Source organism: Couchioplanes azureus (assembly GCF_014648355.1).
Taxonomy (GTDB): domain Bacteria; phylum Actinomycetota; class Actinomycetes; order Mycobacteriales; family Micromonosporaceae; genus Actinoplanes; species Actinoplanes azureus.
The window spans coordinates 438,130-462,996 of the sequence record NZ_BMQY01000001.1; the positions used below are offsets into that span (position 1 = coordinate 438,130).

The 24,867-nt window shown below is 72.9% G+C and carries 22 protein-coding genes; 9 read left to right on the plus strand and 13 right to left on the minus strand.

Going from position 1 to position 24,867, the window contains the following annotated elements:
- Positions 1 to 15 precede the first annotated feature (15 nt).
- The 3 genes from IEY99_RS02030 to IEY99_RS02040 all read right to left on the minus strand — a co-directional run bounded on the left by IEY99_RS02030 (position 16) and on the right by IEY99_RS02040 (position 5,357).
- Positions 16 to 4,143 (minus strand): HEAT repeat domain-containing protein, encoded by a 4,128-nt coding sequence (locus IEY99_RS02030; RefSeq protein ID WP_189198932.1) that lies wholly within the window; start codon positions 4,141 to 4,143, stop codon positions 16 to 18.
- Between the two features lie 73 nt (positions 4,144 to 4,216).
- Positions 4,217 to 4,576: a hypothetical protein gene (locus IEY99_RS02035; protein ID WP_189198933.1), complete on the minus strand. Its 360-nt coding sequence runs from the start codon at positions 4,574 to 4,576 to the stop codon at positions 4,217 to 4,219.
- A gap of 214 nt (positions 4,577 to 4,790) precedes the next feature.
- Positions 4,791 to 5,357 carry an isochorismatase family protein gene (locus tag IEY99_RS02040; protein ID WP_189198934.1) on the minus strand — a complete coding sequence of 189 codons (567 nt, stop codon included), beginning with the start codon at positions 5,355 to 5,357 and terminating at the stop codon, positions 4,791 to 4,793.
- Between the two features lie 172 nt (positions 5,358 to 5,529).
- On the opposite strand from IEY99_RS02040, the gene IEY99_RS02045 reads away from it, so the two are divergent.
- Positions 5,530 to 6,270: a class I SAM-dependent methyltransferase gene (locus IEY99_RS02045; protein WP_189198935.1), complete on the plus strand. Its 741-nt coding sequence runs from the start codon at positions 5,530 to 5,532 to the stop codon at positions 6,268 to 6,270.
- Positions 6,271 to 6,303: 33 nt separating this feature from the next.
- Here the strand turns inward: IEY99_RS02045 and IEY99_RS02050 are convergent, their stop codons facing one another.
- Together IEY99_RS02050 and IEY99_RS02055 are read right to left on the minus strand one after the other, a co-directional pair.
- On the minus strand, positions 6,304 to 6,465 hold the full coding sequence (locus IEY99_RS02050) for a hypothetical protein (protein ID WP_189198936.1): 162 nt from the start codon (positions 6,463 to 6,465) through the stop codon (positions 6,304 to 6,306).
- A gap of 35 nt (positions 6,466 to 6,500) precedes the next feature.
- Positions 6,501 to 6,935: a glycosyltransferase gene (locus IEY99_RS02055; protein ID WP_189198937.1), complete on the minus strand. Its 435-nt coding sequence runs from the start codon at positions 6,933 to 6,935 to the stop codon at positions 6,501 to 6,503.
- Between the two features lie 184 nt (positions 6,936 to 7,119).
- Here IEY99_RS02055 and IEY99_RS02060 point away from each other — a divergent pair, with 184 nt between their 5' ends.
- The 5 genes from IEY99_RS02060 (at position 7,120) to IEY99_RS02080 (ending at position 11,764) form a co-directional block, all read left to right on the plus strand.
- Complete coding sequence (locus tag IEY99_RS02060; RefSeq protein ID WP_189198938.1) at positions 7,120 to 7,341, plus strand: hypothetical protein; 222 nt, start codon at positions 7,120 to 7,122, stop codon at positions 7,339 to 7,341.
- 23 nt (positions 7,342 to 7,364) lie between these two features.
- Positions 7,365 to 7,844: a G5 domain-containing protein gene (locus IEY99_RS02065; RefSeq protein WP_189198939.1), complete on the plus strand. Its 480-nt coding sequence runs from the start codon at positions 7,365 to 7,367 to the stop codon at positions 7,842 to 7,844.
- Positions 7,845 to 7,957: 113 nt separating this feature from the next.
- Complete coding sequence (locus tag IEY99_RS02070; RefSeq protein ID WP_189198940.1) at positions 7,958 to 9,595, plus strand: DUF6345 domain-containing protein; 1,638 nt, start codon at positions 7,958 to 7,960, stop codon at positions 9,593 to 9,595.
- A 104-nt stretch (positions 9,596 to 9,699) separates the two neighbouring features.
- Positions 9,700 to 10,986: an EAL and HDOD domain-containing protein gene (locus IEY99_RS02075; RefSeq protein WP_189198941.1), complete on the plus strand. Its 1,287-nt coding sequence runs from the start codon at positions 9,700 to 9,702 to the stop codon at positions 10,984 to 10,986.
- A 34-nt stretch (positions 10,987 to 11,020) separates the two neighbouring features.
- Positions 11,021 to 11,764: an EAL domain-containing protein gene (locus IEY99_RS02080; protein WP_189198942.1), complete on the plus strand. Its 744-nt coding sequence runs from the start codon at positions 11,021 to 11,023 to the stop codon at positions 11,762 to 11,764.
- Positions 11,765 to 11,779: 15 nt separating this feature from the next.
- Here the strand turns inward: IEY99_RS02080 and IEY99_RS02085 are convergent, their stop codons facing one another.
- Both IEY99_RS02085 and IEY99_RS02090 read right to left on the minus strand, forming a co-directional pair.
- The gene (locus tag IEY99_RS02085) at positions 11,780 to 14,293 is read right to left on the minus strand and encodes a sensor histidine kinase (protein WP_189198943.1); all 2,514 of its coding nucleotides are present in this window, start codon (positions 14,291 to 14,293) and stop codon (positions 11,780 to 11,782) included.
- A gap of 73 nt (positions 14,294 to 14,366) precedes the next feature.
- Positions 14,367 to 14,789, minus strand: a complete 423-nt coding sequence (locus tag IEY99_RS02090) for a response regulator (RefSeq protein ID WP_189198944.1) — start codon at positions 14,787 to 14,789, stop codon at positions 14,367 to 14,369.
- A 258-nt stretch (positions 14,790 to 15,047) separates the two neighbouring features.
- Between IEY99_RS02090 and IEY99_RS02095 the strand changes: the two genes are divergently transcribed.
- From IEY99_RS02095 to IEY99_RS02105, 3 genes are all read left to right on the plus strand, one after another.
- Positions 15,048 to 15,869, plus strand: a complete 822-nt coding sequence (locus IEY99_RS02095; RefSeq protein ID WP_189198945.1) for an ATP-binding protein — start codon at positions 15,048 to 15,050, stop codon at positions 15,867 to 15,869.
- On the plus strand, positions 15,862 to 16,227 hold the full coding sequence (locus tag IEY99_RS02100; RefSeq protein ID WP_189198946.1) for an STAS domain-containing protein: 366 nt from the start codon (positions 15,862 to 15,864) through the stop codon (positions 16,225 to 16,227). Before IEY99_RS02095 ends, IEY99_RS02100 begins: the two co-directional genes overlap by 8 nt.
- Positions 16,228 to 16,386: 159 nt before the next feature.
- Positions 16,387 to 17,544 (plus strand): beta-galactosidase, encoded by a 1,158-nt coding sequence (locus tag IEY99_RS02105; protein WP_189198947.1) that lies wholly within the window; start codon positions 16,387 to 16,389, stop codon positions 17,542 to 17,544.
- Here IEY99_RS02105 and IEY99_RS02110 read toward each other — a convergent pair.
- Genes IEY99_RS02110 through IEY99_RS02135 form a run of 6 tightly spaced genes read right to left on the minus strand, consistent with a single transcriptional unit; the run spans position 17,520 to position 24,705 of the window.
- Positions 17,520 to 18,686: a glycosyltransferase family 4 protein gene (locus tag IEY99_RS02110; protein ID WP_189198948.1), complete on the minus strand. Its 1,167-nt coding sequence runs from the start codon at positions 18,684 to 18,686 to the stop codon at positions 17,520 to 17,522. The two genes, IEY99_RS02105 and IEY99_RS02110, sit on opposite strands and share 25 nt — an antisense overlap.
- On the minus strand, positions 18,683 to 20,071 hold the full coding sequence (locus tag IEY99_RS02115; protein ID WP_189198949.1) for an oligosaccharide flippase family protein: 1,389 nt from the start codon (positions 20,069 to 20,071) through the stop codon (positions 18,683 to 18,685). Before IEY99_RS02115 ends, IEY99_RS02110 begins: the two co-directional genes overlap by 4 nt.
- On the minus strand, positions 20,068 to 21,738 hold the full coding sequence (locus IEY99_RS02120; RefSeq protein ID WP_189198950.1) for an ArnT family glycosyltransferase: 1,671 nt from the start codon (positions 21,736 to 21,738) through the stop codon (positions 20,068 to 20,070). The genes IEY99_RS02115 and IEY99_RS02120 overlap by 4 nt, the downstream gene beginning before the upstream one ends.
- Before the next feature lie 14 nt (positions 21,739 to 21,752).
- On the minus strand, positions 21,753 to 22,493 hold the full coding sequence (locus IEY99_RS02125) for an SGNH/GDSL hydrolase family protein (protein ID WP_189198951.1): 741 nt from the start codon (positions 22,491 to 22,493) through the stop codon (positions 21,753 to 21,755).
- Positions 22,494 to 22,501: 8 nt separating this feature from the next.
- Positions 22,502 to 23,998, minus strand: a complete 1,497-nt coding sequence (locus IEY99_RS02130; RefSeq protein ID WP_189198952.1) for a glycosyltransferase family 4 protein — start codon at positions 23,996 to 23,998, stop codon at positions 22,502 to 22,504.
- Positions 23,995 to 24,705 (minus strand): glycosyltransferase, encoded by a 711-nt coding sequence (locus IEY99_RS02135; RefSeq protein WP_189198953.1) that lies wholly within the window; start codon positions 24,703 to 24,705, stop codon positions 23,995 to 23,997. The genes IEY99_RS02130 and IEY99_RS02135 overlap by 4 nt, the downstream gene beginning before the upstream one ends.
- Positions 24,706 to 24,867: the final 162 nt, after the last annotated feature.

The window sequence follows — 24,867 nt, forward strand, 5'->3', positions numbered from 1 at the left end:
ACCGGACGGCTCCGGCTAGGAGAAGCCGCCCTGCTCCAGTACGGCGCAGAGCGCCTCCGCCGAGCGGGTGGCGGCGACGGTCTGCCGGTTGGCCTTGTCCTCTCCCTTGTTCTCGGCGAAGTCGCAGACCCCCTTGACCACGATCCAGTCCACCCGCTCGCGATCGCAGACGGACTGGATGCCGACGCCCTCCATCTCCCCGCCGACCGCGTCCGGGAACATCCCGACCAGCCGGCGCTTGAAGACCGCGTCGTCGATGAGCTTCTCGCCGGAGAGCAGCGGGCCCTCCACGATGGTCACGCCGGTCCCGGCGTAGTCGGTCACCAGGAAACGGTTCACCAGCCGCGGGCTCGCCTCCGTCCTGGCGCCGCGGGCGACGACCACGCGCTCGCCGTCCGAGCCCTCGCCGACCCGCTGCCGCTCGAAGTCGATCACCTGCGTGCTGACCAGGACCGTGCCCAGCGGCGTCGCCGCCGGGTCCGCGCCCCAGGCGACGCCGACCGCCACGACCGACTCCGGCCGCAGGCTCTGCACCGCGTCGCCCACCTGCACGTACGAGCCGCGGACCCCGCTTGCGCCCATGCCACACCGCAGGTGCGCGACGGAGGGGCGGTTGTCCCCGCCGTACCGCCAATAGCTGTTGATCTTCGCGTGGTCGAGCACCGGCGGGCCGCAGGCGGCGCTCAGCGCCTTCTTCACCGCCTCGGTCTCCGTGGCGTTGACCGTGACGACGAGCAGGTCGCACCGGCGCTCGGTCACTCGATCCCCCTCCTGGCGCACCGTACCGCCGCCGGTGGTCGCCTGGAACTTCCTGGTGAGCAGGCCGGCGTCGGCGCGCAGGACCTGCAGCGTGTCGTCGAACTCGATCTGCCGGCGGTGGAACTCGATGGCGCTCGCGACGGTGGTCCGGCTCAGGTCGTCCCGGGACGCCGCCGCGAGCCGGTCGCTGATGTACTCGAGGACCCGCAGCATCGCGCGCGAGTCGGAGCTCCGGTTGCTCTTGACCGCCCCGGAGAGCACCTCCTCGCATTCCTTGCCGGTGGCCAGCACGATGTCGAGCAGGCGCGCGAGCATCGCCGGGTTCCTGGTCCGCGACTCCGCCGAGGCTCGCACGATCTCGGTGGCGGCGATCCTGAGGATCGCCGCGCCCGGCTTGCGGCCCGCCGCGACCGCCTGCTCGGCGTCGGAGAGCACCGCCGTGAGGAACCGCTCGGCGGCCCGTCCGTTGCGGACCAGCGCCGACGTCGCGGAGGTGCGGTTCATGAACTCCGGATCGGAGCGCGCCACCGTCTCCAGCCAGCCGATCAACTCGAGGTTGCAGTGCCGGCCGACGCAGTAGATGATCGCGCCGCGCAGTTTCTGCGCCTCCGGGTCACCGTTCTGGATCGCCGCGTTCAGGTCGTCGGCCGTCGCGGCCAGCCACATCGGCGTCTCCGAGGTGAGCGCACCGTACGCCATGACGGCCACCGCCCGGGCCCACGGAAACTCCGCGGAGTCGCGGATGACCCGCTCCAGCAGGGGCAGATCGCGGGGACCGCCGACCCGCCCGAGCGAACTGATCGCCGAGGAGCGCACGGCGGAATCCGGGTCGCGCCTCGCGACCTCGTTGAGACGCGCGGCGATGCGGCGGTCCGGCAGCCGGCCCAGCGCGGCGGCCGCGGCACCGCGGACGAACGGGTTCTCGTCGTCCAGGGCAGCCAGGAGCGGATCCACGCCCCGCGGGTCACCGATCTTCCCGAGCGCGGTCGAGGCCACCGCCCGGGTCTGCGCCTGCGGGTGGGACAGCGCCTCGATCACATGCGGCGTGGCGCTCGCGTCGCCGATCTCGCCGAGCGCCTTCAGCGCCTCGCCGCGGACCGCGCCGGCATGATCGGCGAGCCGGCGGGCCAACGCCGGAATCGCCGCCGGATCCCGGATCTCGCCGAGTGCGCGGCACGCCTCCATGCGTACGGTCAGGGACGTCTCGGTGAGCGCCATGACCAGGCCGGGCACCGCGTCGGCGTGCCGCAGGCGGCCCAGTGCCGACGCGATCGCGGCCAGGGCGTGGTAGTCGTGCTCCACCTCCAGGGCCCGGATCAGTGCCGCAGCCGTACGGGAGTCGGCCAGTGCCCCGAGCGCCCGCGCCGCACCGACCCGGACCGGATCGGCCGGGTCGGACAGCGCCCCGGCGAGCACGCCGACCGCCTGGCGCGCGCGCAACCGGCCCAGCGTGGCGGCGCAGGCCAGCCGTACCACCGGCGACTCGTCCTTGACCAGCGACTCCATAAGCTGGTCGATGGCGTCGCGGTGCCCCACGGAGGCGAGCGCGGCGGCCGCGGCGGCGCGCGTGTGCTCCGCGGGATCCGACGCGAGCGTCGCGACCAGTACGGGCAACTCGCCGAGCCCGCCGAGGCGCATGACGCCCTGCACGATGCGCGCCGCAAGCTCGCCGTCCGCCGTGGGCAGCCGCGCCTTGAGCACCCCCAGCAGCTCGGTGCGCTCCGTGCCGGTCGCACCCAGCTCCTGCGCGAGGGCCAGCGCATCCTGGCGTTCGAGGGCATTGCTCGCGAACCGCTCGTCCCGGGTGCGCCGCTGGGCCTGGCGCAGCTTGCGGACGTCGAGCGTGCGCTGCGCCATCTGCTCCACGATCTCGGCGTGCAGCGGGCCGGAGAACTTGTCGAGCACACCCAGCCGGATCCCCTCGGCGATGGTCCACTCGGGAAGCTGGTTGAGCGCCTGGATCAGCGACTGCTGCTGCCAGCGCCGTCCCCGCAGCGCGGAACCGAGGGCGCCGCCGATCGCGCGCCACAGCAGCACGAGCGTCTCGGTGCCGAGCACGCCCCGGTTGGCGAACACCACGTCGACGAGGCAGGAGCGGTCGAACTCGTACTCGTCGTCGGTGATCCGCTGCAGCACGCGGCGCGCGCTCTCGTCGGGGTCGGCCGTGAGACCGACCCAGTCGCCGAGGCAGTGCACCAGCTCCTCGGAGGCCATGAGCGCGGGCGGCAGCTCCTCGTTCCGGTAGGCCAGCGCGATGCCGAAGTCGACGAAGGAGGGATGGGCGAAGCGGAACCTGTCCAGGGATCCGGGATCCTCCACCCGGACCACCATCTGCGTGTCCAGGAAGGCGTCGACGATGGCCGTCAGCCGCGCCTCGCCGGGCCGGCTCTGTGCCACCAGCCGCTCCACGTCGCGGCGGGAGAAGTGCTGGTCGCCCCCGGGATTTCCGAAGGCGCAGGAGGCCGCGGCGACCATGACCGACTCGAGCTGCAGCCCGCCGCGCTCGATCTCCACCTCGTCGGCGGAGAGCCGCCGGTGCCGCCGCGCCCGCTGGACGGTCTGCAGCAGCAGCCGGCCCCGGGACGGTGGCGTGCCGCCCGTGGCCGAGCTGCCGTTCGACTGCGGGGCGAGCAGGTTGGCCAGGAGCGAGAGCAGCAGCGGATTCGAGTAGAGGTCGTCGAAGTCGTCCTGGCTCCGCAGGCGCAACACGTCGCCGGCGTTCAGACCCACCGCGGCGAGATACCGGGTGACCTCCGCATCCGTCAGCGGGGCCAGGTCGAGCAGGTGCACCGGCCGGCTCAGCGATTCCTGCGGCTCGTCCGTGAAGTGCCGCATCGTGGCGAGGACCGGGAAGGGATGCCCACCCTCGACGGTGGACTTCACGAACCGCCAGGCGGCCGTGTCACCGAACTGCCGGGCGATCTCGTTCAGGCCGTCGATCACGACGACGCACCGTCTGTGCTTGATCCGCGACTTCCACAGCGGCGCCGGTATCTCGTCCGGACGGAGCGCCAGCAGCACGTCCTTCAGCTCGCAACGCTCGTCGGCGGCCGTCCACACGCGGGCGTCCAGCACCACCGGCACGGTGTCGCGATCGAGCAGATCGGCCGCCACCGCCGCGGCGATGGACGTCTTGCCGCTGCCCGGGCCGCCGGTGATGATCCAGGTCTTGGGCCGGTGCTGGACGAGCTCCTCGACCAGGGCGTCGATGTCCGCCGGCAGCGTGCTGGAGACGTCGTCGTCGCCGCTGTGCAGGAAGTGCGGCCGGCAATAGTTGCGGGGAACGGCTCGGTGAAGCTGGCGGCGGAAGTCGGTGTCCGCCCAGACGTCGGCCGCCGCGCCCGGTCCACTGTCGTCCGCGGTTCTGTCGGCGGGGACGGGCATCCCGCCATGGTATCCGCCACACGCCGTCCCGCCCGGTGCGCAGAACGCCGCCCGGACGACCCGCGCGGGGCCGTCAGAGCAGAGCGGCGACGGCGAGGACGACGGTGGAGATGCCCGCGGCGAGCCACCCGATCCGGATCACCGCCGGATCGGTCAGGATGGCCACCACCTGACCGGCCCCCGCGGTGGCCGACGGAGTGCCCCCGGCAAGAGGACCCGCGGCGAGCGGGCCCGCCCCGGTGACAGGGGCCGCGGCGAGTGGGCCTGCCCCGGCGAGCGGGGGCGTCCCGGTGAGCGGGGCGGTCGACGGGTCGGCGACGGCCTCGGCGAGCGCGTCGCGTGGCCCGGTCGCCCACCGGGCGGGGCCGCCGGCGGCGAGCAGCGTCCGGTCGAGACCGTCGGTGACGTCCAGGACGCCCGCGTTGTTCCTCATCGGCTTTCTCCTCGTCTCGGCGGCGGCCGTCGCCGCGTGGAGACGACTATCCCGTCCGGCCGGGCCGGACCGCATCGCCGTGGAGCGGGGTTTGCCCGCCTCCCCGGTCGGACGAAAGTCGTAGTCACACGCCCGCCCACCTGCCTCGGAGGTAGACCCGGGCCCGCCGTGAGCCCCCGGGCCACCGAGCCGGGGACCGCCGGGCTCGGGCCGGTCAGGCCGGGGATGTCGCGGCGAAGTCCACCTCGGCGGTGTCGACCGTGCCCGCCGTGCGGCCGGGTGCCTTGTGGTACTTCCAGTAGAGATTGGTGTGGGCGATGACCTTGTCGGGCGTGGGGGCGCCGTATTCGGAGAGGTCCTCGGTGGTGTGCGCGTCGGCCACCAGCGTCACGTCGTAACCGCGCGTGAGCGCGCCGTGCAGCGTCGAGCGGATGCACTCGTCGGTCTGGGCGCCCGCGACGACCAGGCGGCCGATGCCGCGGTCGGCGAGCACCGACTCGAGGTCGGTGGCCTCGAAGGAGTCGCCGTAGGTCTTGTGCACGAGCGGCTCGGGATCGCGGCGCACCAGCTCGGGCACGTACTGCCAGTTGTCGCTGTCGCGGGCCAGCTCGTCGCTGTTGTGCTGGACCCAGACGATCTCGGTGCCGGCGGCACGCGCCTTCTCCACGAGGGTGGCGATGTTGGCGACGACCCGGTCGCGGTCATGGGCGTGCCCGACGACGCCCTTCTGCACGTCGATCACGACGAGGGCGGTGTTCGGACGGTCGGCGAGCGTGGTCATGGGGCCTCCATGCGCTGGTCTGTCGCAGTCCCCGCGAGACTATGCCCGGGGTACGACATCTTCGGCGCTGTCGCGCGGCACGGGCAGCGTGGAGGTGATCCTGCCGACAGCGGCCCGCGGCAGCCGCTGGGAACGGATCGCGCCGGGCGCCGGGCCCGGCTACGGTCGCGGCATGCGTTCCGGAGGGCTCGACGACCAGCTCGTGGGCGAGGCCGCGGCCGTGCCCGTCACGGGCTGGGAGTTCGCCTGGCTCGACGGGCGCGCGGCCGGCTCCGACCCCTCGTGGTCGTACCCGGCGCTGGCCCGGACGCCGGTGCGCCGGGCCGGCAGCGTGCTGGACCTCGACACGGGCGGCGGGGAGCTGCTCGCGGAGCTGGCGCCGCTGCCGGCACACACCGTCGCGGTGGAGAGCTGGGCGCCGAACGTGCCGGTGGCCCGCGACCGGCTCGCGCCGTTCGGCGTCTCGGTGGTGACCGAGCTGCCCGGGGGCGAGGAGGAGTTCGACGTCGTGCTGAGCCGGCACGGGCGGCTGCCGGCCGAGGACATCGCCCGGCTGCTGCGGCCGGGTGGCACGCTGCTGACCCAGCAGGTGGGCAGCGACGATCTGGCGGACCTGAACGCCGAGCTGGGCGCGGCGCCGCCGTACCTGCAGACGTGGACGGCGGCGACGGCGGTCGCGGCGCTCGAGGGGGCTGGGCTCGAGGTGACCGACGTGCGCGAGGAGCGCCCGCCGCTGACCTTCCACGACGTGGGGGCGATCGTGTGGCACCTGCGTGCGGTGCCGTGGCAGGTGCGTGACTTCACCCCCGAGCGGTACGACCGGGCGCTGCGCCGGATCGACGCGCGGATCCGTACGGACGGGCACTTCACGGTGACCGCCCACCGCTTCTTCGTCCAGGCGTCACGCTCCTGATCGCCGCCGGGCGGCCGCAACGCCGCCGGACGGTCAGGCGTCGGCGCGCAACCGCTTGCGGATCCGCCCGTCGCTCCGCCGCCGCCGCGGGCCGTCGCCGGTGTCGTCGGAATCGCGCCGCAGGCTGGCGTTGAGGTACAGCAACACCGCGAGGGCCGCGAAGGGAAGGGTCAGTAGGTCAGGTCCTGCTGGCACGGGGTAAAGCCTTTCGTGGAACGCCGGTCCGCGGGTCAGAGGTTCTTCTCGCGGGCCCGGTGGAAGTACTCGATCACTGCGTACCCGTCGACGTCGGCGTCCTCGTCGATGTCGACGAAGCAGACCCAGGCGCCGCGGGCCATCGCGAAGCCGAGGTGCAGGGCCGCGCCCTTGTCCTCGATCGTGGTCGAGGTGACGACGCGGGTGTGCGGCATGCGGTCCAGCTCGGGCGAGGAGCCGGCGCCGGGACGGGCGGAGAGGGCGAGCACCTCGAAGGAGATGCCCTGGGAGTTGAGGGCTTCGCTGATCCGCTTGAGGGCTCCCTCGAGGCGGGCGTCCGCGCTGTGGAAGGGGACGACGACGCTGAGCTCGACGGCGGCCACGCGGTACGGCCACGGCATCGGGGAGAGGTCGCGGGCGGGTCCGGCGACGACCACGGGCGGAACGGCGAGGAGGTTCGAGTAGGTCATGCCCCAAGGTTCGGCCTGCAACCTCAATGCAACCTCAGCCGGTGCTCAACACCTGCGCAAAGCCTCCACCAGGCGCGGCCATGGACAACGAGCCGCAGGGGCAGGACGTCGTCCAGAAAGAGGCTAAATCTTTTTGCTTCTTTCACCGATCACGCCGGGCGGGGCTCGGGGGAAGACTGGGGCGGTGAGCGAACACGAACCTCGGTGGTACGACGAGATCCCGCCCCGCGGCCTGTGGCGCACCCGGCGGCGGGACAAGCTCGAGTTTGCCATCGCCGCCGTGCTCCTGACCGGACTGCTCGGCCTGCTCATCTTCGGCGTGTCCCGCGAGCCGCAGCAACGGCCCAGGCCGGCCCCCGCCTCGTCGTCCGGCGTCACCCTGCCGGTAGATTCCCCGGCGAGCTGAGGATCACCCGAACGGAGGATCTGATGCCGGAAGAGGACGTCCAGACTGTGCGGGTGATGAACCCGACGAGCGCGTGGTCGCGCTTGAAGCCCTTGCAGAAAGGCGGCCTGATCGCAGCCGCGCTGATCGTGCCGCTCGGTGGCGCCTTCGCCGCCGCCGGCGCGTTCTCCGACGACGAGGCGGCCGATCCGGCCTGGCAGAACGGTCAGCGTGTGGCCGCCTCGACGGCGCCGAGCAGCCCGCCGGCCCCGGCCGGGGACGGCAAGCGCACGATCACCGAGACCGAGCCGGTCACGTTCAAGACCCGCACGATCAAGGACAACTGGCTGGCCAAGGGCGAGAAGGAGCTGCGCTCGGAGGGCATCGACGGCGTGCGGACCCTGACGTACGAGGTCGTCTACGCCGGCGGCCGGGAGAAGTCCCGCAAGCTGGTCAAGTCCGAGGTGACCCGCAAGCCGGTCGACCAGGTGACCGCGGTGGGGACGTCCCAGCCCGAGCAGTGAGGGCCACTGTCGCCTATCCGTCTCGCCGGCGATAACCACATTTCCCCCGAATCGCCGCTCCCATACTGGGCGCGGCACCGACCGGTGCCGGAGCACAGACACGGGGGTCAGAGATGGGGAGCAAGACGCAGACACCGAGAGGCCGGCGACGGACGACCGCCGCCCTGCTGACCGCGGCGGTCGCCGTGCCGCTGGGGGTGAGCGCGGTCGCCACCCCGGCGGGAGCGGCCGTCGCGGCGACGCTGCCGGTCTTCGCCGTACGCTCGAGCGGCCTGACCGCGGCGCAGGCGTCCGGGCTGGCCAAGTCCCTGGGGATCGGCCGTCTCGCGCGCGGCGAGGACGGCAGTGTCCGCTACGCCGCCGAGAAGTCGTTCCTGGCCGTGCCGACCCGGACGGCGGGCCGGCCCGGCAAGGACGAGGACGGGCAGCCGACCACCACGACGGTGCTCGACGTCGCCGCGCTCAAGCGCCTGCGCACGATCGGCACCAGGGCCGCGTTGCAGCGCTCGGCCCGCGCCCTGGCGGCGGCGGGACTGACGCCCCGGGACGCGAAGGCGAGCGCCCGCAACACGACGATCACCGCGGTCGACCGCGCCGGACGGACGATCGTGTCGGCCGCGCTGGACACCAGCGTCTCCTACTCCTTCACGCTCGCCGGTCTGCCGTACGAGGGTCCCGGCGCCAAGGTGCGGATCGCGTACGACGGCAAGGGCCAGGTCACGAGCCTGTCCCACAGCACCCGCACGGTGGAGCAGACCGGCTCGGTCGCGGTCGTCGACGCCGCCGGGGCACAGGCCCGCTGCGCCGAGGCGATGGCCGGCCGGGTCCGGATCGCCGCCGCCACCCCGGTCTACTGGGCGCCGGCGCTGTCGGCGGGGGTGCGCACCATCGAGCCGAGCCTGCGGTGCTCCGGCGTCAACACCGACGGCAGCCGGGCCCAGGTCGTCGTCGTGCCGGCCGCGCTGGACGCGAAGCTTCCGGAGATGCCCCCGCCGCCCGCGCCGCGTCCCGGTCCCGACCAGGTGACCGCGCGCGCGTACGGCCGGGTCGACGTCGGCAGCGAGGGCACCGGACCGTGCTCCGGGCTGCCGCACACCGGCACCAACCTCGCCTCGTTCAACGGCCAGTTCTCCACCCGCGGCATCCCGGTCGAGTTCAGCTGGACCGACCAGAACGCGTGGGAGCAGGACTTCAAGGATCCGGCGTACGGCGGCGACGACAGCGACTGGACCGACCACGTCGACATGACCTACTGGCAGGGCCACGGGTCGCCGACCGGCTTCAGCTTCTCGGGCTGCAGCAGCAACGACGACACGTTCCTGTCGAACGCCGACGCGCGCTGGGGCAACGGCGACGTCGAGTGGATGAGCCTGTTCACCTGCCTGGTCCTGGAAGCCGGGGCGCCCGGTCAGCGGTGGTGGCAGCGCTGGGGCCCCGCGTTCGCCGGCCTGCACCAGCTCAACAGCTTCCACACGGTGTCGTACCACAGCGCCTCGCACGGTGGCACGTACGCGAACTACCTGCTGCGGACGCCGTTCCTGTGGTGGAACAAGCCGATGCCGGTGCGCAGCGCCTGGGCGCAGGCGTCGATCGACGACCAGCCCGCCTCGGTGGTCTGGGCCAGCATGGGCCCGATCGGGCCGGGCGGCGCGGTCAGCATGAACGACTACTTCTGGGGCAAGGGCCCGGTGAGCCCGGACGTGCCCGCCGCGGCGGTGACGGGTTACTGGTACATCTCCGGCGGCTCCTGAGCGCGGACCGGCCCGTGGGGCCGCGCCCACCCGGGTGCGGCCCCACGGTCAAGTTCTCCGCAGAGAACGCTCAAGAGAAGATCAAGGCGGCCGATCGTCACGCCATGGACAAGCGGCAGGAGTTCACTCAGCCGGGTACCCGCCAGGTGCACATCGGGCGGCAGCCGATCTTCGACGCCTGCGGCGACATCGCCGGCTACGAACTGCTGTTCCGCGGCAACACCAGCGCCGTCGAGGCCGACCGGCGCGACGCGTACGCGACGAGCCAGGTCCTCGTCAACGCGTTCACCGAGTTCGGGCTCGACGAGATCGTCGGCGACCGCATGTGCTTCATCAACATGACGCGCGAGTTCCTCACCGGCGAGCTCATCCTCCCGTTCGGCCCGGAGAGCGTCGTCCTCGAGGTGCTCGAGACGATCGAGGTCGACGACGCCGTGGTGGCCGGGGTGTCGAACCTCGTCGCCGCCGGCTACCCGATCGCGCTGGACGACTTCGTCTGGGGCTCGGGGCACGAGCGGCTGCTGCCGCTGGCCTCGTACGTGAAGCTGGACCTGCCGAGCTGCGACCCGGCACGCCTGGAGGAGCAGCTCGCCTTCTTCCGCGGCTTCCCCGGCATCGAGATCGTCGCCGAGGGCCTGGAGACGCTGGACCACCTGGCCCTGTGCGACCGGTACGGCATCGAGCTGCGTCAGGGCTACGTGCTCAGCCGCCCCCAGGTGATGACCGCCGCCTGCATCCCCCCGTTCGAGTCGCGCCGGGTGGAGCTGCTCGCCGCGCTGGACGCGGCCGACGTCGACATCGACCGGATCGTGGAGATCGTCTCGAGCGACCCGGCGCTGACCATGCGGGTGCTGCGGGCCAGTAACAGCGCCGCCGTGGGGTCGATCCGCCGGGTGTCGTCCATCCGGCAGGCGGTGATGCTGCTGGGCCTGGGCCACATCCGCCGCTGGGCGATGCTCATGACGGTCGACGACGTGGCCGAGGCGACCGAGGTGCAGCTCACCAATGCGCTGACCCGGGCCCGGCTGTGCCACAACCTGGCGCCGCGGTTCGACACCGACCCGGACGCGGCGTTCGTGGCCGGGCTGATCACCGCGGTCGCCCAGCTGCTCGGCATCACGCCGGCCTCGCTGGTGAGCCACCTGCCGCTGACCGCGGACATCGGGGCGGCCCTGACCCGGGGCACCGGTCCGCTGGGCCGGATGCTGCGGGTGGTCGACGCGTACGAGCGCGGCGACATGGCCATGATGGGCTTCAACCGTGGCGGCGACGACCTCACCGGCGCGGTCCTGGACGCGATGCGCTGGTCGGCGCAGACGGTCGCCGCCACGCACGACGCCGGCCGCGGGGAAATCTCCCGGAGCTTTGCCTTTCCGCTGACCGCGGCTTGAGACTGCCTTGACGGTCCCGGCCGACTGATGCGGCATGACCGTCGCGCAGCTCCCCTCGCCCGCCACCAAGGCCGTTCGCGAAGTCCTCTACCGCAGCGCGGTGGAGACCGCCTTCCAGCCGATCGTGCAGCTCGAGGACGGCGTGGTCAACGGCTACGAGGCGCTCGCCCGGTTCGACCGCCGGCACTTCGCGAGCCCGGCCGAGGCGTTCGCCGCGGCCGACGCGGCCGGCCTGGGCGTGGAGCTGGAGATCCTGGCGATCGAGCGGTCCCTGCTGCGGCTGGGCGACCTGCCCGACGGGGTGTGGCTCAGCCTGAACGCGTCGGTGGAGGCGCTGCTGACGCCGCGGACCATCACCATGCTGCTGGCGCACGCGCACCGCCGCATCGCGGTGGAGCTCACCGAGCACACCCGGGTCACGGACTACACGGCGCTGAGCGAGGTCATGGACCTGCTCCGGGCGGCCGGGATCCTGATCGCGGTGGACGACGCCGGCGCCGGCTTCGCCAACCTGAGCCAGATCCTGCAGATCCAGCCCGACGTCATCAAGCTCGACATCTCCCTGACCCGGGGCATCGACCAGGACCCGGTCCGCATCGCCCTCGCCCGCGCGCTGGTCACCTTCTCCGAGAGCATCGGCGCCATGCTGGTCGCCGAGGGCATCGAGACGTACGCCGAGCACGCCCAGCTGCTGGACCTGGGCGTACGCCACGGCCAGGGCTACTACATCGCCAAGCCGGGCCCGCTGCCCAGCCGCCACATCGAGCCCCTGCTGTAACTCCGGCGGGAAGGCTCAGAGGCGGCGTACCGTGCGGGCGGCGTCCGCCTCGTGGGGCAGCCGGACGACGGCGGTGGTGCCGGTGGGCTCGCGGTCGAGGAGCTGGATCGTGCCGCCGTGCAGGTGGACGATCGTGCGGGCGCGGCTCAGCCCGAGCCCGCTGCCGTGCGTCCCGTGGTGACGGACGTTGCTCCCCCGGTAGAAGCGGTCGAAGACGCGCTCGCGCTCCTCGCTGGGCGTGCCGATCCCCTCGTCGCTGACGCGCAGCTCCGCCATCTCTCCGTCGGTCGCGAGGCTGACGTGGACCTCGCTGCCGCTGGGGCTGTACTTCACCGCGTTGTCCAGCAGGTCCTGCACCACCTGCCGCAGCCGCTCCGGGTCGCCGTCGACGGTGACGGCCTCCGGCATGTCGGTGCGGAACCGCACGTCGTGGTGGCGCGACGCCGCCTCGCATTCGGCGACGATCGTGGTGAGGTCGACGGGCTGCACGTTCAGGTTCAGGTGCCCCGAGTCGAGGCCGGCGAGGTCGAGCAGGGTGGCGACGATGGTCTGCAACTCGCGGGCGTTGCGCTCGATGCTCTCCACCATGGCGCGGCCCTCCCCGTTTGCGCCGTAGTCGTCGACGAGCATGCCGGCGTACGCGGTGATCGCGGTCAGCGGCGTGCGCAGCTCGTGGCCGACGAGCGAGATGAAGTCGTCCTGGACCCGGCCCAGCTGCCGGCTCAGCTCCTCGGCCCGGCGGAGCGCGACGAAGGAGCCGATCTGCGCGGCGACGCCGTCGAGCAGCACGGTCAGCATGTCCTCGGCGTGCTCGGCCGCCCCGGCGTAACAGGTCAGCACGCCCAGCAGCGACCGGCCGTCGGTGACCGGGACGGCGAGGACGGTGTGGATGCCGTTGCGCAGGCAGATCTCGACGCGTTCCCGCTCGAACGGCGAACGCAGCATGGTGGCCTCGCCGATCTCCCGGATCCAGAACGGCTGCCCGGTCTTCCAGACCCGGCCGGTGGCGCCCGCGCCCTTGACCGGGGTGTGGCCGAAGAAGTCCTCGTTGTCCATGGCCGATTTGTGCCAGTGCCCCACCGCGTGGAGCTGGCCGGTGGTCTCGTCGACCAGGAAGAGCTCCGCGGCCGACCAGCCGAGGGTGGTCACCACCGCCCGCAGGACCTTCGGGGTGGCCTCGGCGATCGACCCGGCGGACTTCAGCGCGTGCTCGACGGCCTCGTGGCAGCTCCGGAAGAGCTCGACCCGGCGCACCGCCGTGACCTCGTGCGTCACCGCGACCGCGCCGGTACGGCGGCCGTCCGGGGTGACGATCGGCTGGGCGGTGACGGAGAACGTCCGGGTCCGGTGACCGGGGACGGCGATGAAGATGTCGGTGTCGCGCACATACTCGCCCGCACAGGCGCGCATCAGCGGAGCGCGGTCCCAGGGCAGCGGCTTGTGGTCGCTGTCGTACAGGAAGCGGCCGACCGCGGTGCCGTAGTCGGTGGGCAGTTCGCTGGTGGCCGGCAGTCCGTAGACCTCGCGCAGCGCGCGGTTCATCACCACGAGCGCCCCGGAGGCGTCGCAGGCCAGCACGCCGACGGAGAGGCTGTCCAGCAGTGCGTCGAGGAAGCCGGCGTGATGGTCGGCGCGTTCCTCGACGGCCTTGGACCCGGTCAGGTCGGTGATGAGCACGCAGGCCAGCGCGCCGGCAGCGCCCCGGACGACGGTGAGCGCGACCTCGGTGAGCAGCCGGTGCCCGTCGCGGTGCCGCATGCTGATCTGGCGGCGCACCGCCCGGGCCGGCGCGGCCGCGAACAGCCGGTCGAGCGCGGCACCGATGGGCTGGTGGTCGTAGTCGGGCTGGAGGCAGTCGTCGAGCGGGCGGCCGCAGACCTCGGCCGAGGAGAAACCGAGCAGCTCCTCGGCGGCGCGGTTGAACCCGACGACGATGCCGTTCGCGTCGACGGCCAGCAGTGCCTGCGGGACGCTGTCGAGCAGGGCCGCACTGTCGAGGCCCTCGACCGCCGCCGGGAGCGTCGCCCAGCCGACCGGCGGGCGCAGCAGGCGTTCCACCTCCAGCAGCGTGGCGCTGTGCTCGTCGGTCCACGTGCGCACCTCGGTGTCGAGCACCGTCAGCGATCCCACGGGCCGGTCCTCCGGGTCGCGCACCGGCACGCTGAGGAAGGCGCGTACGCCGTACTCCCGGGTCAGCAGGTGCTCGCACAGCTCCGGATCGTCGGAGGCGCGCATGTCCTCGACGCCGAGCAGGTGGTCGGCGGAGACGACGTACTTGCACAGCGAGTATTCCAGCGGAAGCCGCTTCCCCCGGCTGCCCAGCGCCTCCGGAATGGCGTAGGTGCCGGCGAAGAACTCCTCCTCGCTGCCGACGAGCGTGACGACCCCCATCGACGCGCCGGTCAGCCGGGCCGCCAGCCGGGCGATCTCGTCCACCGGCATCGGCAGAACCGGAAGCAACCTTTTCGACTGCTCGACCGCTTTCAACCGGGCCGGATCGGCCAGCACGGCCTGATCGACGCTCACCATGGCAGTTCTCCACTATCGGTCGAGAATGGGAAAGAATGGGACCGATGGTGACGGCGCGCGTGGGCGTTCATTGTCAAAGGCTCGTCGTCGCGTGGCTCAGGCATCCGGCCGCCGAGAACGTGTGGCCGTGCGGCCCGTTCTCGGCGAGTCGCTGGATGACGGAACGCAGTTCGTCGTTCGGGCACGGTTTCAGCAGCAGCGAGCAGGCCCCGGACTCCGGCACCCGGGAGTCGCCGGGTTGGAGCTGGCCGGTCAGGATGGCGACCGGCGTGTCCCGCAGCTCGGCGTGGCCGCGGACGGCCCGGATCAGCTCCCAGCCGTCCATGCGTGGCATGCCCAGATCGGTGAGGATCACATCGGGATGGTGCTCGACGGCCAGATCGAACGCCTCGGCCCCGTCCGCCCCGCGCAGTACCGTCATTCCGTCCCGCCGAAAAAGTCGGACGAGAATCATCGCGATGTCGTCGACATCTTCGGCGATGAGCAGCACGCTCATATGTGGGCTCCGGCGCGGGAAGAAGGTTGTTCCGCCGGACGCCATTATTGTCCCGGTGCAAAGAACCGTGGGCGAATGCCGCGTTTCGCTCCCGTAAATCGTCCGGTCGGGTGATGCGACGGGCAAAAAGTCATGCGTTTTCGCCGCCCGGCGGGCCGCCGGCCGCCGTCCCACAGCGTGGCGAGCCGTGGTGCTTTACATAGATCTAGGTCATTATGGGGGAAGTGGACCGCACCGGCACCGATCGTGAGGCCTGCGATGGATCAAGACGAGCTTCCCTTCCTGCTGGGCCACCTCACGCCGACCGGCGAGGGCACCGTGACGGCGGTCGCCGACCTGGACTCCTCGATCGTCGAGATGACCGTCCGGGGCCGCTGGGACTACGAGCTGCACCTGGCGGTCGCCACCGCTCTGCGCCAGTCCCTGGCCGAACAACCCAGCGGCTTGATCGTGGATCTGCACGACGTGGGAGATCCGACCGGCGCCAGCGCCCAGCTGTGGCCGACCGCGCACCGCTGGGGCGCGGCCATGCAACCGCCGGTGCCGGTGGTGATGTGCCTGCCCACGCAGGCGCCGCTGGCCGCCATCCTGCGCCGCCGCTGGGCGAGATACTGCCAGCCGATGTACGCCACGGTGCCGGAGGCCCGGGCGGCGCTGATCTACCGCCGGCCGCGGACCGACCGGCTCAAGGCCCGCCTGGCTCCCGACCGCTCGGCGGCGGCGGCGGCCCGCGGGCTCGTCGCCGAGGGATGCACGGCCTGGCGGCTGCCCAGCGTGCTGCACGCCGCCCAGCAGGTGGTCACCGAGCTGGTGGTCAACGCGGTGGAGCACGCCGGCACCGAGATGGAGGTCGCCGTCACCCGGCAGCGGACCGGCGTGCACCTGGCGGTCGGCGACGGTGATCCCCGCCTGCCGCGGATGCGCAGGTTCGAGGGCCGGCGGGAGATCCAGGATCCGGGGCTCGGCCTGGAGCTCGTGCACATGCTGTCCGCGGCCTGGGGAGCTCTGCCCACCCGCACCGGGAAGGTGGTGTGGGCGACCGTCAAGCCGCGGAGCTGCCGGTGGCTGGCCGATGCCTGACACCGCCGCCGACCAGTCGCACCAGTGCGACGAAGACCTTCACCCCGGCACCAGGATGACGTGGAGCCACAGCGGCGGGCTGCTCACCATCTTCCTCTCCGGCGACCTCGACGGGGGTGTCTCGACGGCGCTGCACGCCTGTCTGTACGACCTGCTGACCGCCGACCCGGTCGACGAGATCGTCCTCGACCTCGCCGGCGTGCCCTTCTGCGACGCCTCGGGCGCCCGGGTGCTGACCGCCGCCCACCATCTCGCCACCTCCCGGGGCGCCGGCTGCCGGGCCCGGCGGGCCCAGCCGTCCGTCGCCTGGCTGCTGCGCCTGACCCACGCCGCCCACCTGCTGGCCCTCGACGACTGACGCCGCCCTTCGCACCGTACGGGTGCGCCGCGGTTGCCCGGCCGGGGCGTTGTGGTTGCGCCACCCGCCCGCCACCGGCACCATTGCAGCTCGGGTGCCACGCCGGAGCGCTCGGTTGCGAGTCCAGGACTCCCCTCGCGCCGGGCCGACAGGCACGGCGTGAAGCTCATCTCGACGAAGATCGCCGCCGCGGCCGCCGCCGCCCTTGCCCTGTTCACTTCGACCCCCGCCGAGGCCCAGGTCAGTGCCAGCCGCACCGCGACCGCCGTCGTGAGCACCGCCGCCGCGCCGGCGCTCGGCATCATCGGCAACTACTCCGACGCCGACATGGCCGAGCTGCACAACGCCGGCGGGGCCACCGACGTCCTGGTCGAGATGTCGTGGGCACAGGCCGAGCCGGTCCAGGGCGCCTACAACGAGGCCTACCTCGTCGGCATCGCCAAGCGCATCGCCACGCTGAAGTCCCTCGGGTACACCATCTCGTTCAACACCGGCGTCCACGAGGCACCCGCCTGGCTGCTCAACCGCAGCGGCGCCCGCTTCGTCGACCAGAACGGCGAGACCTACACCGACTCGCCCGAGCCCAACCTGATCTTCGGCATCGGGCACCGCTACCTCGCCGAGCGCTACCTCAAGAAGGTCTTCGGCCGCCTCGGCACCGGCTTCTCGATCGTGCGCGTCGGCGGCGGGCACTGGGGCGAGCTGACCTACCCGTCCAAGGTGAACCCGGCGACGGGCAAGCTGCGCAACCTCTACTACGCCTTCGACGCCCAGGCCAAGCGGTCGAACCCGGTGCCGAGCTGGAAGCCGGGTCAGCCGAGCCCGAGCGGCCAGGCCGCGAAGTTCCTGCGGTGGTACCTGGACTCCCTGGCCCAGTACCAGAACTGGCAGATCACGGCGCTGCGCCTGGCCGGTTACCGGGGCAAGGCCGCCGTGCTCTACCCCTCGTACGGCATGCGCGCCGGTGACTTCGAGAAGGCCGTGGCCACCAACCTCGCCGGCACCTCGAGCCCGGAGATCAACGGCGAGGTGCAGCGCGGCTACGACGCGGCCCGTCAGGTCGCGGCGCTGCGGGACGTGAACGTGGTCGTCTACGGCACCTGGGCCGAGAACTACAACACGGTGTCCTACCTGGCCGGGCTGGCCAGGACGAAGGGGCTGCGCACGATGGCGGAGACCAGCCACGTCATGCGCGCCGACCAGATGCCGCTCGTGATGGCGCAGGCGCAGCAGGCCAACCTCGCGGCGCTCTACATCGTCCGGCAGAACGCCACCGAGATCGTCAGCGCGACCTACCTCGCCGCGTCGGCCAGGTAGGCGCCGGTCAGGGAATGACACGCTGAGACCAGCCGCGCGGCAGCGGCATCCCACGTGAAGTGCGAGGCGTGGGCGGCACCGGCGGCCACCAGGCCGTCGCGCAGATCATCGTCGGCGAGCAGCCGGGTGATCGCGGCCGCCCACGCCTCGGCGCGTCTGGGCGCCACGTACAGGGCCGCCGCGCCGCCGACCTCCCGCAGGACCGGCACGTCGCTCGCGATCACCGGCGTGCGGGCGACCATGGCCTCCAGCACGGGCAGCCCGAAACCCTCGACCAGCGACGGGTACGCGAGCAGCCGCGCCCGCGCGTACAGCGTTCCGAGCAGCTCCTCCGGCACGAACGGCAGCCGGGTGACGCGGCCGGCCACCCCGTACCGGTCGATCGCCGGAGCGACCTCGTCGGCGAAGCGCTCGTCGGCCGAGCCGACCAGCACCAGCCGTGCGTCCGGGACCCGCGCGATCGCCTCCACGAGGATCGCGGCGTTCTTGTGCGGGCGCTGGGCGCCGACGTGCAGCACGTACCCGGGCTCCAGGCCGAACTCGCGTTCCAGGCGCCGGGCCGCGCCCGGGTCGTCCCGCAGCCCCTGGTCGACGCCGTTGCCGATGACGTGTCCGGGATGGACCCGGCGGCCGTAGAACCGCTCCACCTCCCGCGCGGAGGCTTGGCTGACCGTGGCGATCGTCGCGGTACGGGCGACCAGCGAGGTCATCATCCGGTAGGCGAGCCCGACCTGCGGCGAGGGCGCGAACCGGGGATCGGTCTCCAGGATGCAGTCGTGCACCAGCGCGACGGCCGGGCAGCCGAGCAGTGGGGCGGCGCCCAGGTGGTAGGGGAAGACCATCACGTCGACCATCGCGCCGCGCAGCAGCGGCCGCCAGCGCCAGAGCTGCCGCACGTCCACCGCCCGCAGCGGGACGGGCACGACCTCGACGCCCGGCAGCATCGCCAGCAGGTCCAGGTCGAAACGCCGGCAGGCGGGTTTCCCGCCGGCCCCGCCGCCCTCGCCGGCCTCGCCGGTGAAGACGACGAGCTCCACGCCGGGCGTGGCCGACATCGCGAGGATCAGCTCATGGGTGACCCGCCCGATCCCGTGGTAGCGGTCGGTGAGCACCCGTCCGTCGATGCCGATGCGTACCGTCACGAGCGCCTCCGGGGCATGAACTCGGGGAAACTGGCGGCCAGCACGAGCAGCCCGGCCGCGGCGGCGATCGCCGTCCAGAGCAGCGGGTGGCCCGCGACGGCGAGCGCGCCGAAGACCACCGCGATCCCGGCGAGGTCGTGCAGGCTCCGGCGGGAGCGAAGCAGGATCTTCCAGCCCGGGCGTACGGGGGCGAGCAGCCCCAGCGCCGCCACGGCGAGCACTCCCGCGACCGCCGCCCCGGCGGCGAGGCCCGCCACGCCGAACCCGGCGCCCGCGACGGTGACCAGCGCGAGGTAGCCGGCGGTGACCAGGGTGAGCCGCGCCCCGGTGCCGCGCGAGTCGTCGGCCTGCAGGAACGTGACGCTGAGGTTGACCGCCCCGATCGCCAGGCCCAGCGCCGCCGCGTACGGCAGCCACTGCCCGATGGTCGCGAACTCGTCCGGGAACAGCGCCGAGCGGATCTCCCCGGGCAGGGTGACCAGCACCCCGGTCATCAGCGACGCGACCAGCAGGTACGAGCGCAGCGCCCCGGCCTTGCGCTCGGCGCAGGCGTCCCGGCTCAGCTGCGGGAACACGGCGGTGGAGACGGCGTTCGAGGCGAACAGCGGCACCCGCCCCAGCGCGGACGCCGCCTGGTAGGGCCCGCCACCCGCGCCGCCCAGCCCCAGCGCGGCGACCAGGACGGTGTCCCCCGCGGCGGCGACCGCGACGTTGGCCTGCATGCGGGTCTGCCGGATCGCGGCCCGCAGCAGGGCGGACTCGCCTGAGCGCCACACCGGCGGTCCGAGCAGGCGCCGGAACCGCGGCACCGGCAGCAGCAGGACCAGGCTGCCCGCGACGAACCCGGCCAGCGCGCCGGTGGAGCCGAGATCGGTCCAGAAGACCAGCCCGATGCCGACCCCGGCCTTCACCACCACCTCGGTGGTGAACAGCACCGCGATCGCGTCCATCCGGCCCACGCCCTGCAGATATCCCATGCCGGTCGAGCCGACGGACATGCACAGCGACGCGCAGGCGACCACGACGGCGTCCTGGATCCCGCCGAAGAGCAGGACGCCGCCGGCGACGACCACGGTCAGGGCGAGGCCGATCACGAGGTTGGTCCAGAACGCGAAGGTGGTGACGACCGCGTGCCGCCGCAGGTCTCCGGGGGCCTTGCCGATCTCGCGCGCGAGAATCCAGGGGATGCCCGCCGCGGAGATGGCCGCGCGGACCATGAGCAGCGCCTGGCCCGCGGCGAACGCGGCGTACTCGGCCGGGGTGAGGCCGTGGGTGAGCACGAGGGCGTACCCGTAGTTGATCACGCCCGCGGAGGTCGTGGCGATCATCAGCCAGCCCGCCCCGGCGCTGTGCCGGGCCGGGGGCTTCTCCAGCACGGCGGTCATCGCCGCACCCACTCCCGGGCCCACTCGCGGCGGCGGGCCACGAACCGCCATCCGTACGCGGCCGCGCCGATCACCGCCACCGCCGCGCCGAGCAGGGCCAGGAAGCGCAGCGCCGACGCGTTCGCCGCGACGGGAGGCCGGGTGTTGCCGCACTCGCGGGCCGCGAGCCGGGCGCCGGGCACCGACCACAGCTCGATGCGCTCGTACCGGCGGCTCGGATAGTGCTGGACGCGCGTCCCGTAGGTGCGCACGAACGTGTCCAGCTCGGGTGAGCTGTTGCCGTACCGCATCCGGCTGTCCTTGGGCGAGAGCAGGAACAGCCGGACGCCGGCCTCGACGGCGGCGCCACCGTCGCGGAAGGACTCGACGTGGTTGCGCGGCAGCACCGGCGCCCAGCGCAGCGCGTTGCCGGTCGCGTTGACCGGCGCGCAGGCGTAGCCGGCGGTGAGGAAGGCACCCATCCGGGTGGTGGCGTCGTCGCGGGCCAGCGCCACGTTCACCGCCCAGGCGGCCCCGCCGACCAGCATGATCGCGGCGACGCCCGCGCCGATCGCCTTCGGCATCCGGTCGCCCCAGGCGAGGACGCTCAGCAGCACCGCGGGTACGGCCGAGTACGCCGTCAGCTGCTCGTTGGCCTGCCCGAGCAGCACGCAGTACGCCAGGAACCCGTAGCTGAGCACGCCGAAGGCCACCAGGCTCGCCGCGCGGGCCCGCAACCGCCGCAGGTGGAACAGCCCGCCCCGGTACGCGAGCACGAGCAGCCCGGCGGCACCCAGCCCGAAGGTGAGGTAGCCGCTCACGTACGTGGTGAAGGTGTCGCCGAACACGCCGGTGGACGAGACCCCGGGCCGGTTGAGGCCGCTGACCTGCAGCAGGCCGCTGATCCGCTGGAGGCTGGTGTCGTGCTCCGACCACCACCACGCCCCCGCGCCGCCCAGCGCGGCCCACAGCGGGAAGGTTCCCCAGACGGCCACCGCGAGCACCACCGCCGTGGCCGCGCGACGCAGGTACGCCCGGTCGCGCTCCAGCACGGCGGCGAGCACCGGCACCAGCACGGTGAAGATCAGTGGCTCCTTGACCAGCAGTGCGAGGCCCGACACCAGCCCGACGACGCCGGCGTAGACCGGGCCGGGAGAGCGCCGCAGCCGCAGCGCGAGCAGCACCACGGCCAGCCCGGCCAGGATCGCCGTCGGCTCGATCAGCGCCGTACGCCCGAAGCGCACCAGGAAACCGTTGCCCACCGCCAGGAGCATCGCCGTCGACACCAGCCACCCGTTGCGGGTGTACCGGCGGGCGAGCAACCCGACCATGGCGACGACGAGGACGCTGCACAGCGCGCCCAGGTAGCGGGCGCCGAACAGCGCGTCCACGATGCTGCCGTGCGCGGTCCCGGTGACCAGCGTCCAGGCGCCGACCAGCAGGAAGTGCACCGGCGGGTGGACGCTCGTGGGCCGCTCACCCCAGGAGACCGAGTCCGCCCCGGCCACGTTCTGCCCGGCGATCGTGTACATGACCTCGTCGAGGTCGAAGTCGAGCGCCCCGCGCAGATTGACCAGGTACGCGGCGGCGGCCACCGCCAGCACGCCGGCGAAGAGCCACCGCGGGGCCGGCCGCGCGCGGCGCGGGCCTTTCCGTGGCGGCGCCTCCAGTTCCAGTACGGCGGTCACGTCGCTACTTCCTGCTACCTCGTGGCAGCGGCTGGGGTCCGGCGGGTGGCGTGCAGGATCAGGCCGGCGACCCGGTCGTGCCCCGCGTCGTTGAGGTGGGCCCGGTCGTCGAGGAAGTCGTCCCAGTAGCGGACGGCGTCGGCGGTGTCGACGAACCGCACGTCGGCGCGCTCCGCGGCGATGGACCGCAGCAGACCGTCGTTGTGCCGCAGTACCGGGTTGGACCGGGGGAACTTGCGGGCGTCCACCCGCCACAGCCCCATCAGCACCTTGGTGGCCGGGCCCAGCTCGTCGAGGATCTCCCGCAGCCGCGCCTCGAAGACGTCGGACGGCAGCCGGTGGTAGCCGCCGGTCAGCCCGATGATCGCGCGCTTCACCAGGACCTTCGTGCCGGAGACGAGCACCTGGCGGGCCCTCTTGGTACGCGTACGCGAGAAGTAGGGCCGCGGTTCCATCCCGGCCGGCCCTCGCCAGCTCTGCGGGGCGAACCGGTCGAGCAGGGCCTGCAGGAACCGGCTCGGGTGCACGTGCCCCTCGGCGGCGCCGAAGGAGAGGATCACCACGTCGGGCCGGAAGGCGCGGATGCGCTCGAGCGTCTCCGGCGTCACGTCGGCCACGGTCTGCGCCGAGCGGGAGAGCTGCAACGTCTCCACGTCGGGGCCGAGCCGCTCCGCGTAGCGCACGGCGTAGGAGCGCCCCCGCACACCGAGTCCCAGCGTGCTGCTGCCGCCCAGGAATACGACCTTGATCGTCATGTGGTCCCCTATCCGCTGTGCGCCGGCACGGCGCAAAGGTCTGCGAAGAACGGCCGCAGGTCGCCCGCGCGGGGCCCGGCGGCGCGCTTCCAGCCGAGCAGGTCGGCCGGGCGGGCCAGCCACACCCAGGTGACGGCCGGGTCGGTGTCGATGCCGAGCCGGTGCAGCAGCGCGGTCGCGTCGTTCTCGTCGAAGCCGGCCAGCAGGATCCGGACCCGCCCGGATCCGGGGTCACCCGGGTCGCCGGGTTCCCAGTCGACCTGGTCCACGCCGCGCAGCCGGGTGAAATCGATCCGGGCGGCGAGGCGGACCGGCAGATCCACGACCGTGGCGAGGTCACAGACGGCCCGCCGGTCGGCGTCGACCCGCCGGGCGTCCTCGGCGGCGAGCAGCGCGGTGACCCGGTCGGCCGTGGCGTCCCAGGTGAACCGGCCGGCCCAGGCCCGGCAGCGGCGGGCCCACAGGGCGGCCGCGGCCGGGTCCTCCAGCTCGATCAGCGCCGACGTGAGCTGCCCGGCCAGGTGGTCGGGGCGGGCGACGACCCAGCCGGTGCTGCGGTTGCGCACCGAGTCGCGCAGGCCGGGCGAGGCCAGCACCACCGCCGGTACGCCCAGGCTCATCGCCTCGGTCACCGCCAGTCCCCATCCCTCGACCTCGGAGGTGCAGACGGTCAGCCAGCCGGAGGCCAGCAGGCGGTTCCGCTCGGCGTCGCCGACCCGCCCGTGCAGCGTCACCACCCGGTGCAGGCCGAGCTCGCCGACCAGGGCGGTCAGCTCGGCGCGGCACGGCCCGTCGCCGATCAGGTGCAGCTCGACGTCGCCGATCAGCTCGGCGACCCGGGGCATCGCGCGCAGGAGCAGGTCCCAGCGCTTGTGCGGGGCGAGCCGGCCCACGCACACGATGCGCGGCGCCCCGGCCCGGCGGGCTCCCGGCACGCTCAGCGGCGCCTGCCCGTTGGCCGAGACGAAGACCGGGCCGCGCAGGCCGAGCACCCTGCGGACCTCCGTACGCGAGGAGGGCGAGACGACGGCGATGGTGCGCTCGCCGTACACCAGGCGGTTGCCGACCCGCTCGATCCACCGTCCGATCTGGGCCAGCGGGAAGCGGAAGTGCTGGGCGAACATCGTCTGGTGCACGTGGTGGATGAGCACCACGACCGGCACCCGCCGGCCCACGGCCAGCGGCGAGAAGAAGGGGATGCCGTTGCAGGTGTCGACGATCGCGTCGATGCTCCGCCGGTGGCGCAGCAGCCAGAGCAGCGCCCGCAGGTAGACGGTGTAGGCGTTGCCCATCCGCCGTACGGTCACGCCACCCGGCTCCGCGGTGCGTGCCGCGCCCTTCGGCCGGGACGTGACGACGGTGACCCGCTGACCCGCCGCCGCCATCCGCGCGGTGACCTGGTGCATGTATTCCTCGGCACCGCCGCCGAGCGGGTGCTCACCGTCCTTGAAGTTCAGCCACACGACGTGCTCGCCGGACCCGCCGCGGAAGCGCCGTCCGCTCACGTCGTCACCCGGGGCAGGACCACGGTGCTCTCCACCGAGACGGCGGTGGTGGTGCGCCCGTGCGCGGCCATCCGCAGGCCGGCGTGCCGCGGTGTGTCGGGCAGCGCGGGCGCGAAGCCCGGACCGTCGGGCAGCTCGTCGTCGAACAGCAGCTCGGCGACCGTCCTGTCCATCACGGTGAGCCGCTGTCCCTCGGCGGCGAGGCAGACGATGTGCTTGCCGCCGCGCAGCAGATGCGCGGCGCGGCGCAGGGCGTCGACCGTGCCGCGCCCGAACGGGCTGAGCTCGCCGAAGCCGATCCACCGGGCCCGGCTGGTGCGGGCGCCCCGCAGCGCGCCGGCGCCCCAGCCGGGGGTGGAGCAGCCGAGCACCCGGATCGGGATCAGCGAGCCGGCGGCCACCTCGTCGACGGCCTCGAGGGTCCGGTCGCTGGATCCGCCGTCGACGACGGCGATCGACACGGTGAGACCGAGGCCGAGCAGGGCGCGGCCGGCTTCCGCCAGCCGGGACGGCACGTCGCACTCGCGGTTGACGACCGGGAAGATCAGCTCCAGGTCGGTGTGCTGCGCCGACCGGCCCGGCGGCCGTGCCGTGCGGTCCATCAGCAGGGGCTGCGTCGATGCCGTCCTCGCCACGGCGGTCCGGGGCACCCTGCTCCCGGCCGCGCTCTCGTCGTCGATCGTGTCCCTGGTGAGAGCATGTCGCATCTCGTCGGCTCCGCCCCCCGTTGCCTGGTTTGTCCACTCATTCTGTGCGCATCCGTGGGGGCGAATAGCGGGAAAACCGACCTGTAACCACCTATCTGGATAGTTCTGGCCGGAAATGGACCGATTGGGCGCCCCGAACGACCTACCTCCGCGGAGTGCACT

Bases quoted from the DNA above. Each gene is read 5' to 3' on its own strand.
- IEY99_RS02100 (WP_189198946.1), top strand. From the start codon at position 15,862: ATGCCTGACACCGCCGCCGACCAGTCGCACCAGTGCGACGAAGACCTT.
- IEY99_RS02055 (WP_189198937.1), bottom strand. From the start codon at position 6,935: ATGACCTACTCGAACCTCCTCGCCGTTCCGCCCGTGGTCGTCGCCGGA.
- IEY99_RS02085 (WP_189198943.1), bottom strand. From the start codon at position 14,293: ATGGTGAGCGTCGATCAGGCCGTGCTGGCCGATCCGGCCCGGTTGAAA.
- IEY99_RS02135 (WP_189198953.1), bottom strand. From the start codon at position 24,705: ATGCGACATGCTCTCACCAGGGACACGATCGACGACGAGAGCGCGGCC.
- IEY99_RS02095 (WP_189198945.1), top strand. From the start codon at position 15,048: ATGGATCAAGACGAGCTTCCCTTCCTGCTGGGCCACCTCACGCCGACC.
- IEY99_RS02075 (WP_189198941.1), top strand. From the start codon at position 9,700: ATGGACAAGCGGCAGGAGTTCACTCAGCCGGGTACCCGCCAGGTGCAC.
- IEY99_RS02045 (WP_189198935.1), top strand. From the start codon at position 5,530: ATGCGTTCCGGAGGGCTCGACGACCAGCTCGTGGGCGAGGCCGCGGCC.
- IEY99_RS02115 (WP_189198949.1), bottom strand. From the start codon at position 20,071: ATGACCGCCGTGCTGGAGAAGCCCCCGGCCCGGCACAGCGCCGGGGCG.
- IEY99_RS02065 (WP_189198939.1), top strand. From the start codon at position 7,365: ATGCCGGAAGAGGACGTCCAGACTGTGCGGGTGATGAACCCGACGAGC.
- IEY99_RS02035 (WP_189198933.1), bottom strand. From the start codon at position 4,576: ATGAGGAACAACGCGGGCGTCCTGGACGTCACCGACGGTCTCGACCGG.
- IEY99_RS02040 (WP_189198934.1), bottom strand. From the start codon at position 5,357: ATGACCACGCTCGCCGACCGTCCGAACACCGCCCTCGTCGTGATCGAC.
- IEY99_RS02125 (WP_189198951.1), bottom strand. From the start codon at position 22,493: ATGACGATCAAGGTCGTATTCCTGGGCGGCAGCAGCACGCTGGGACTC.
- IEY99_RS02090 (WP_189198944.1), bottom strand. From the start codon at position 14,789: ATGAGCGTGCTGCTCATCGCCGAAGATGTCGACGACATCGCGATGATT.
- IEY99_RS02070 (WP_189198940.1), top strand. From the start codon at position 7,958: ATGGGGAGCAAGACGCAGACACCGAGAGGCCGGCGACGGACGACCGCC.
- IEY99_RS02030 (WP_189198932.1), bottom strand. From the start codon at position 4,143: ATGCCCGTCCCCGCCGACAGAACCGCGGACGACAGTGGACCGGGCGCG.
- IEY99_RS02080 (WP_189198942.1), top strand. From the start codon at position 11,021: ATGACCGTCGCGCAGCTCCCCTCGCCCGCCACCAAGGCCGTTCGCGAA.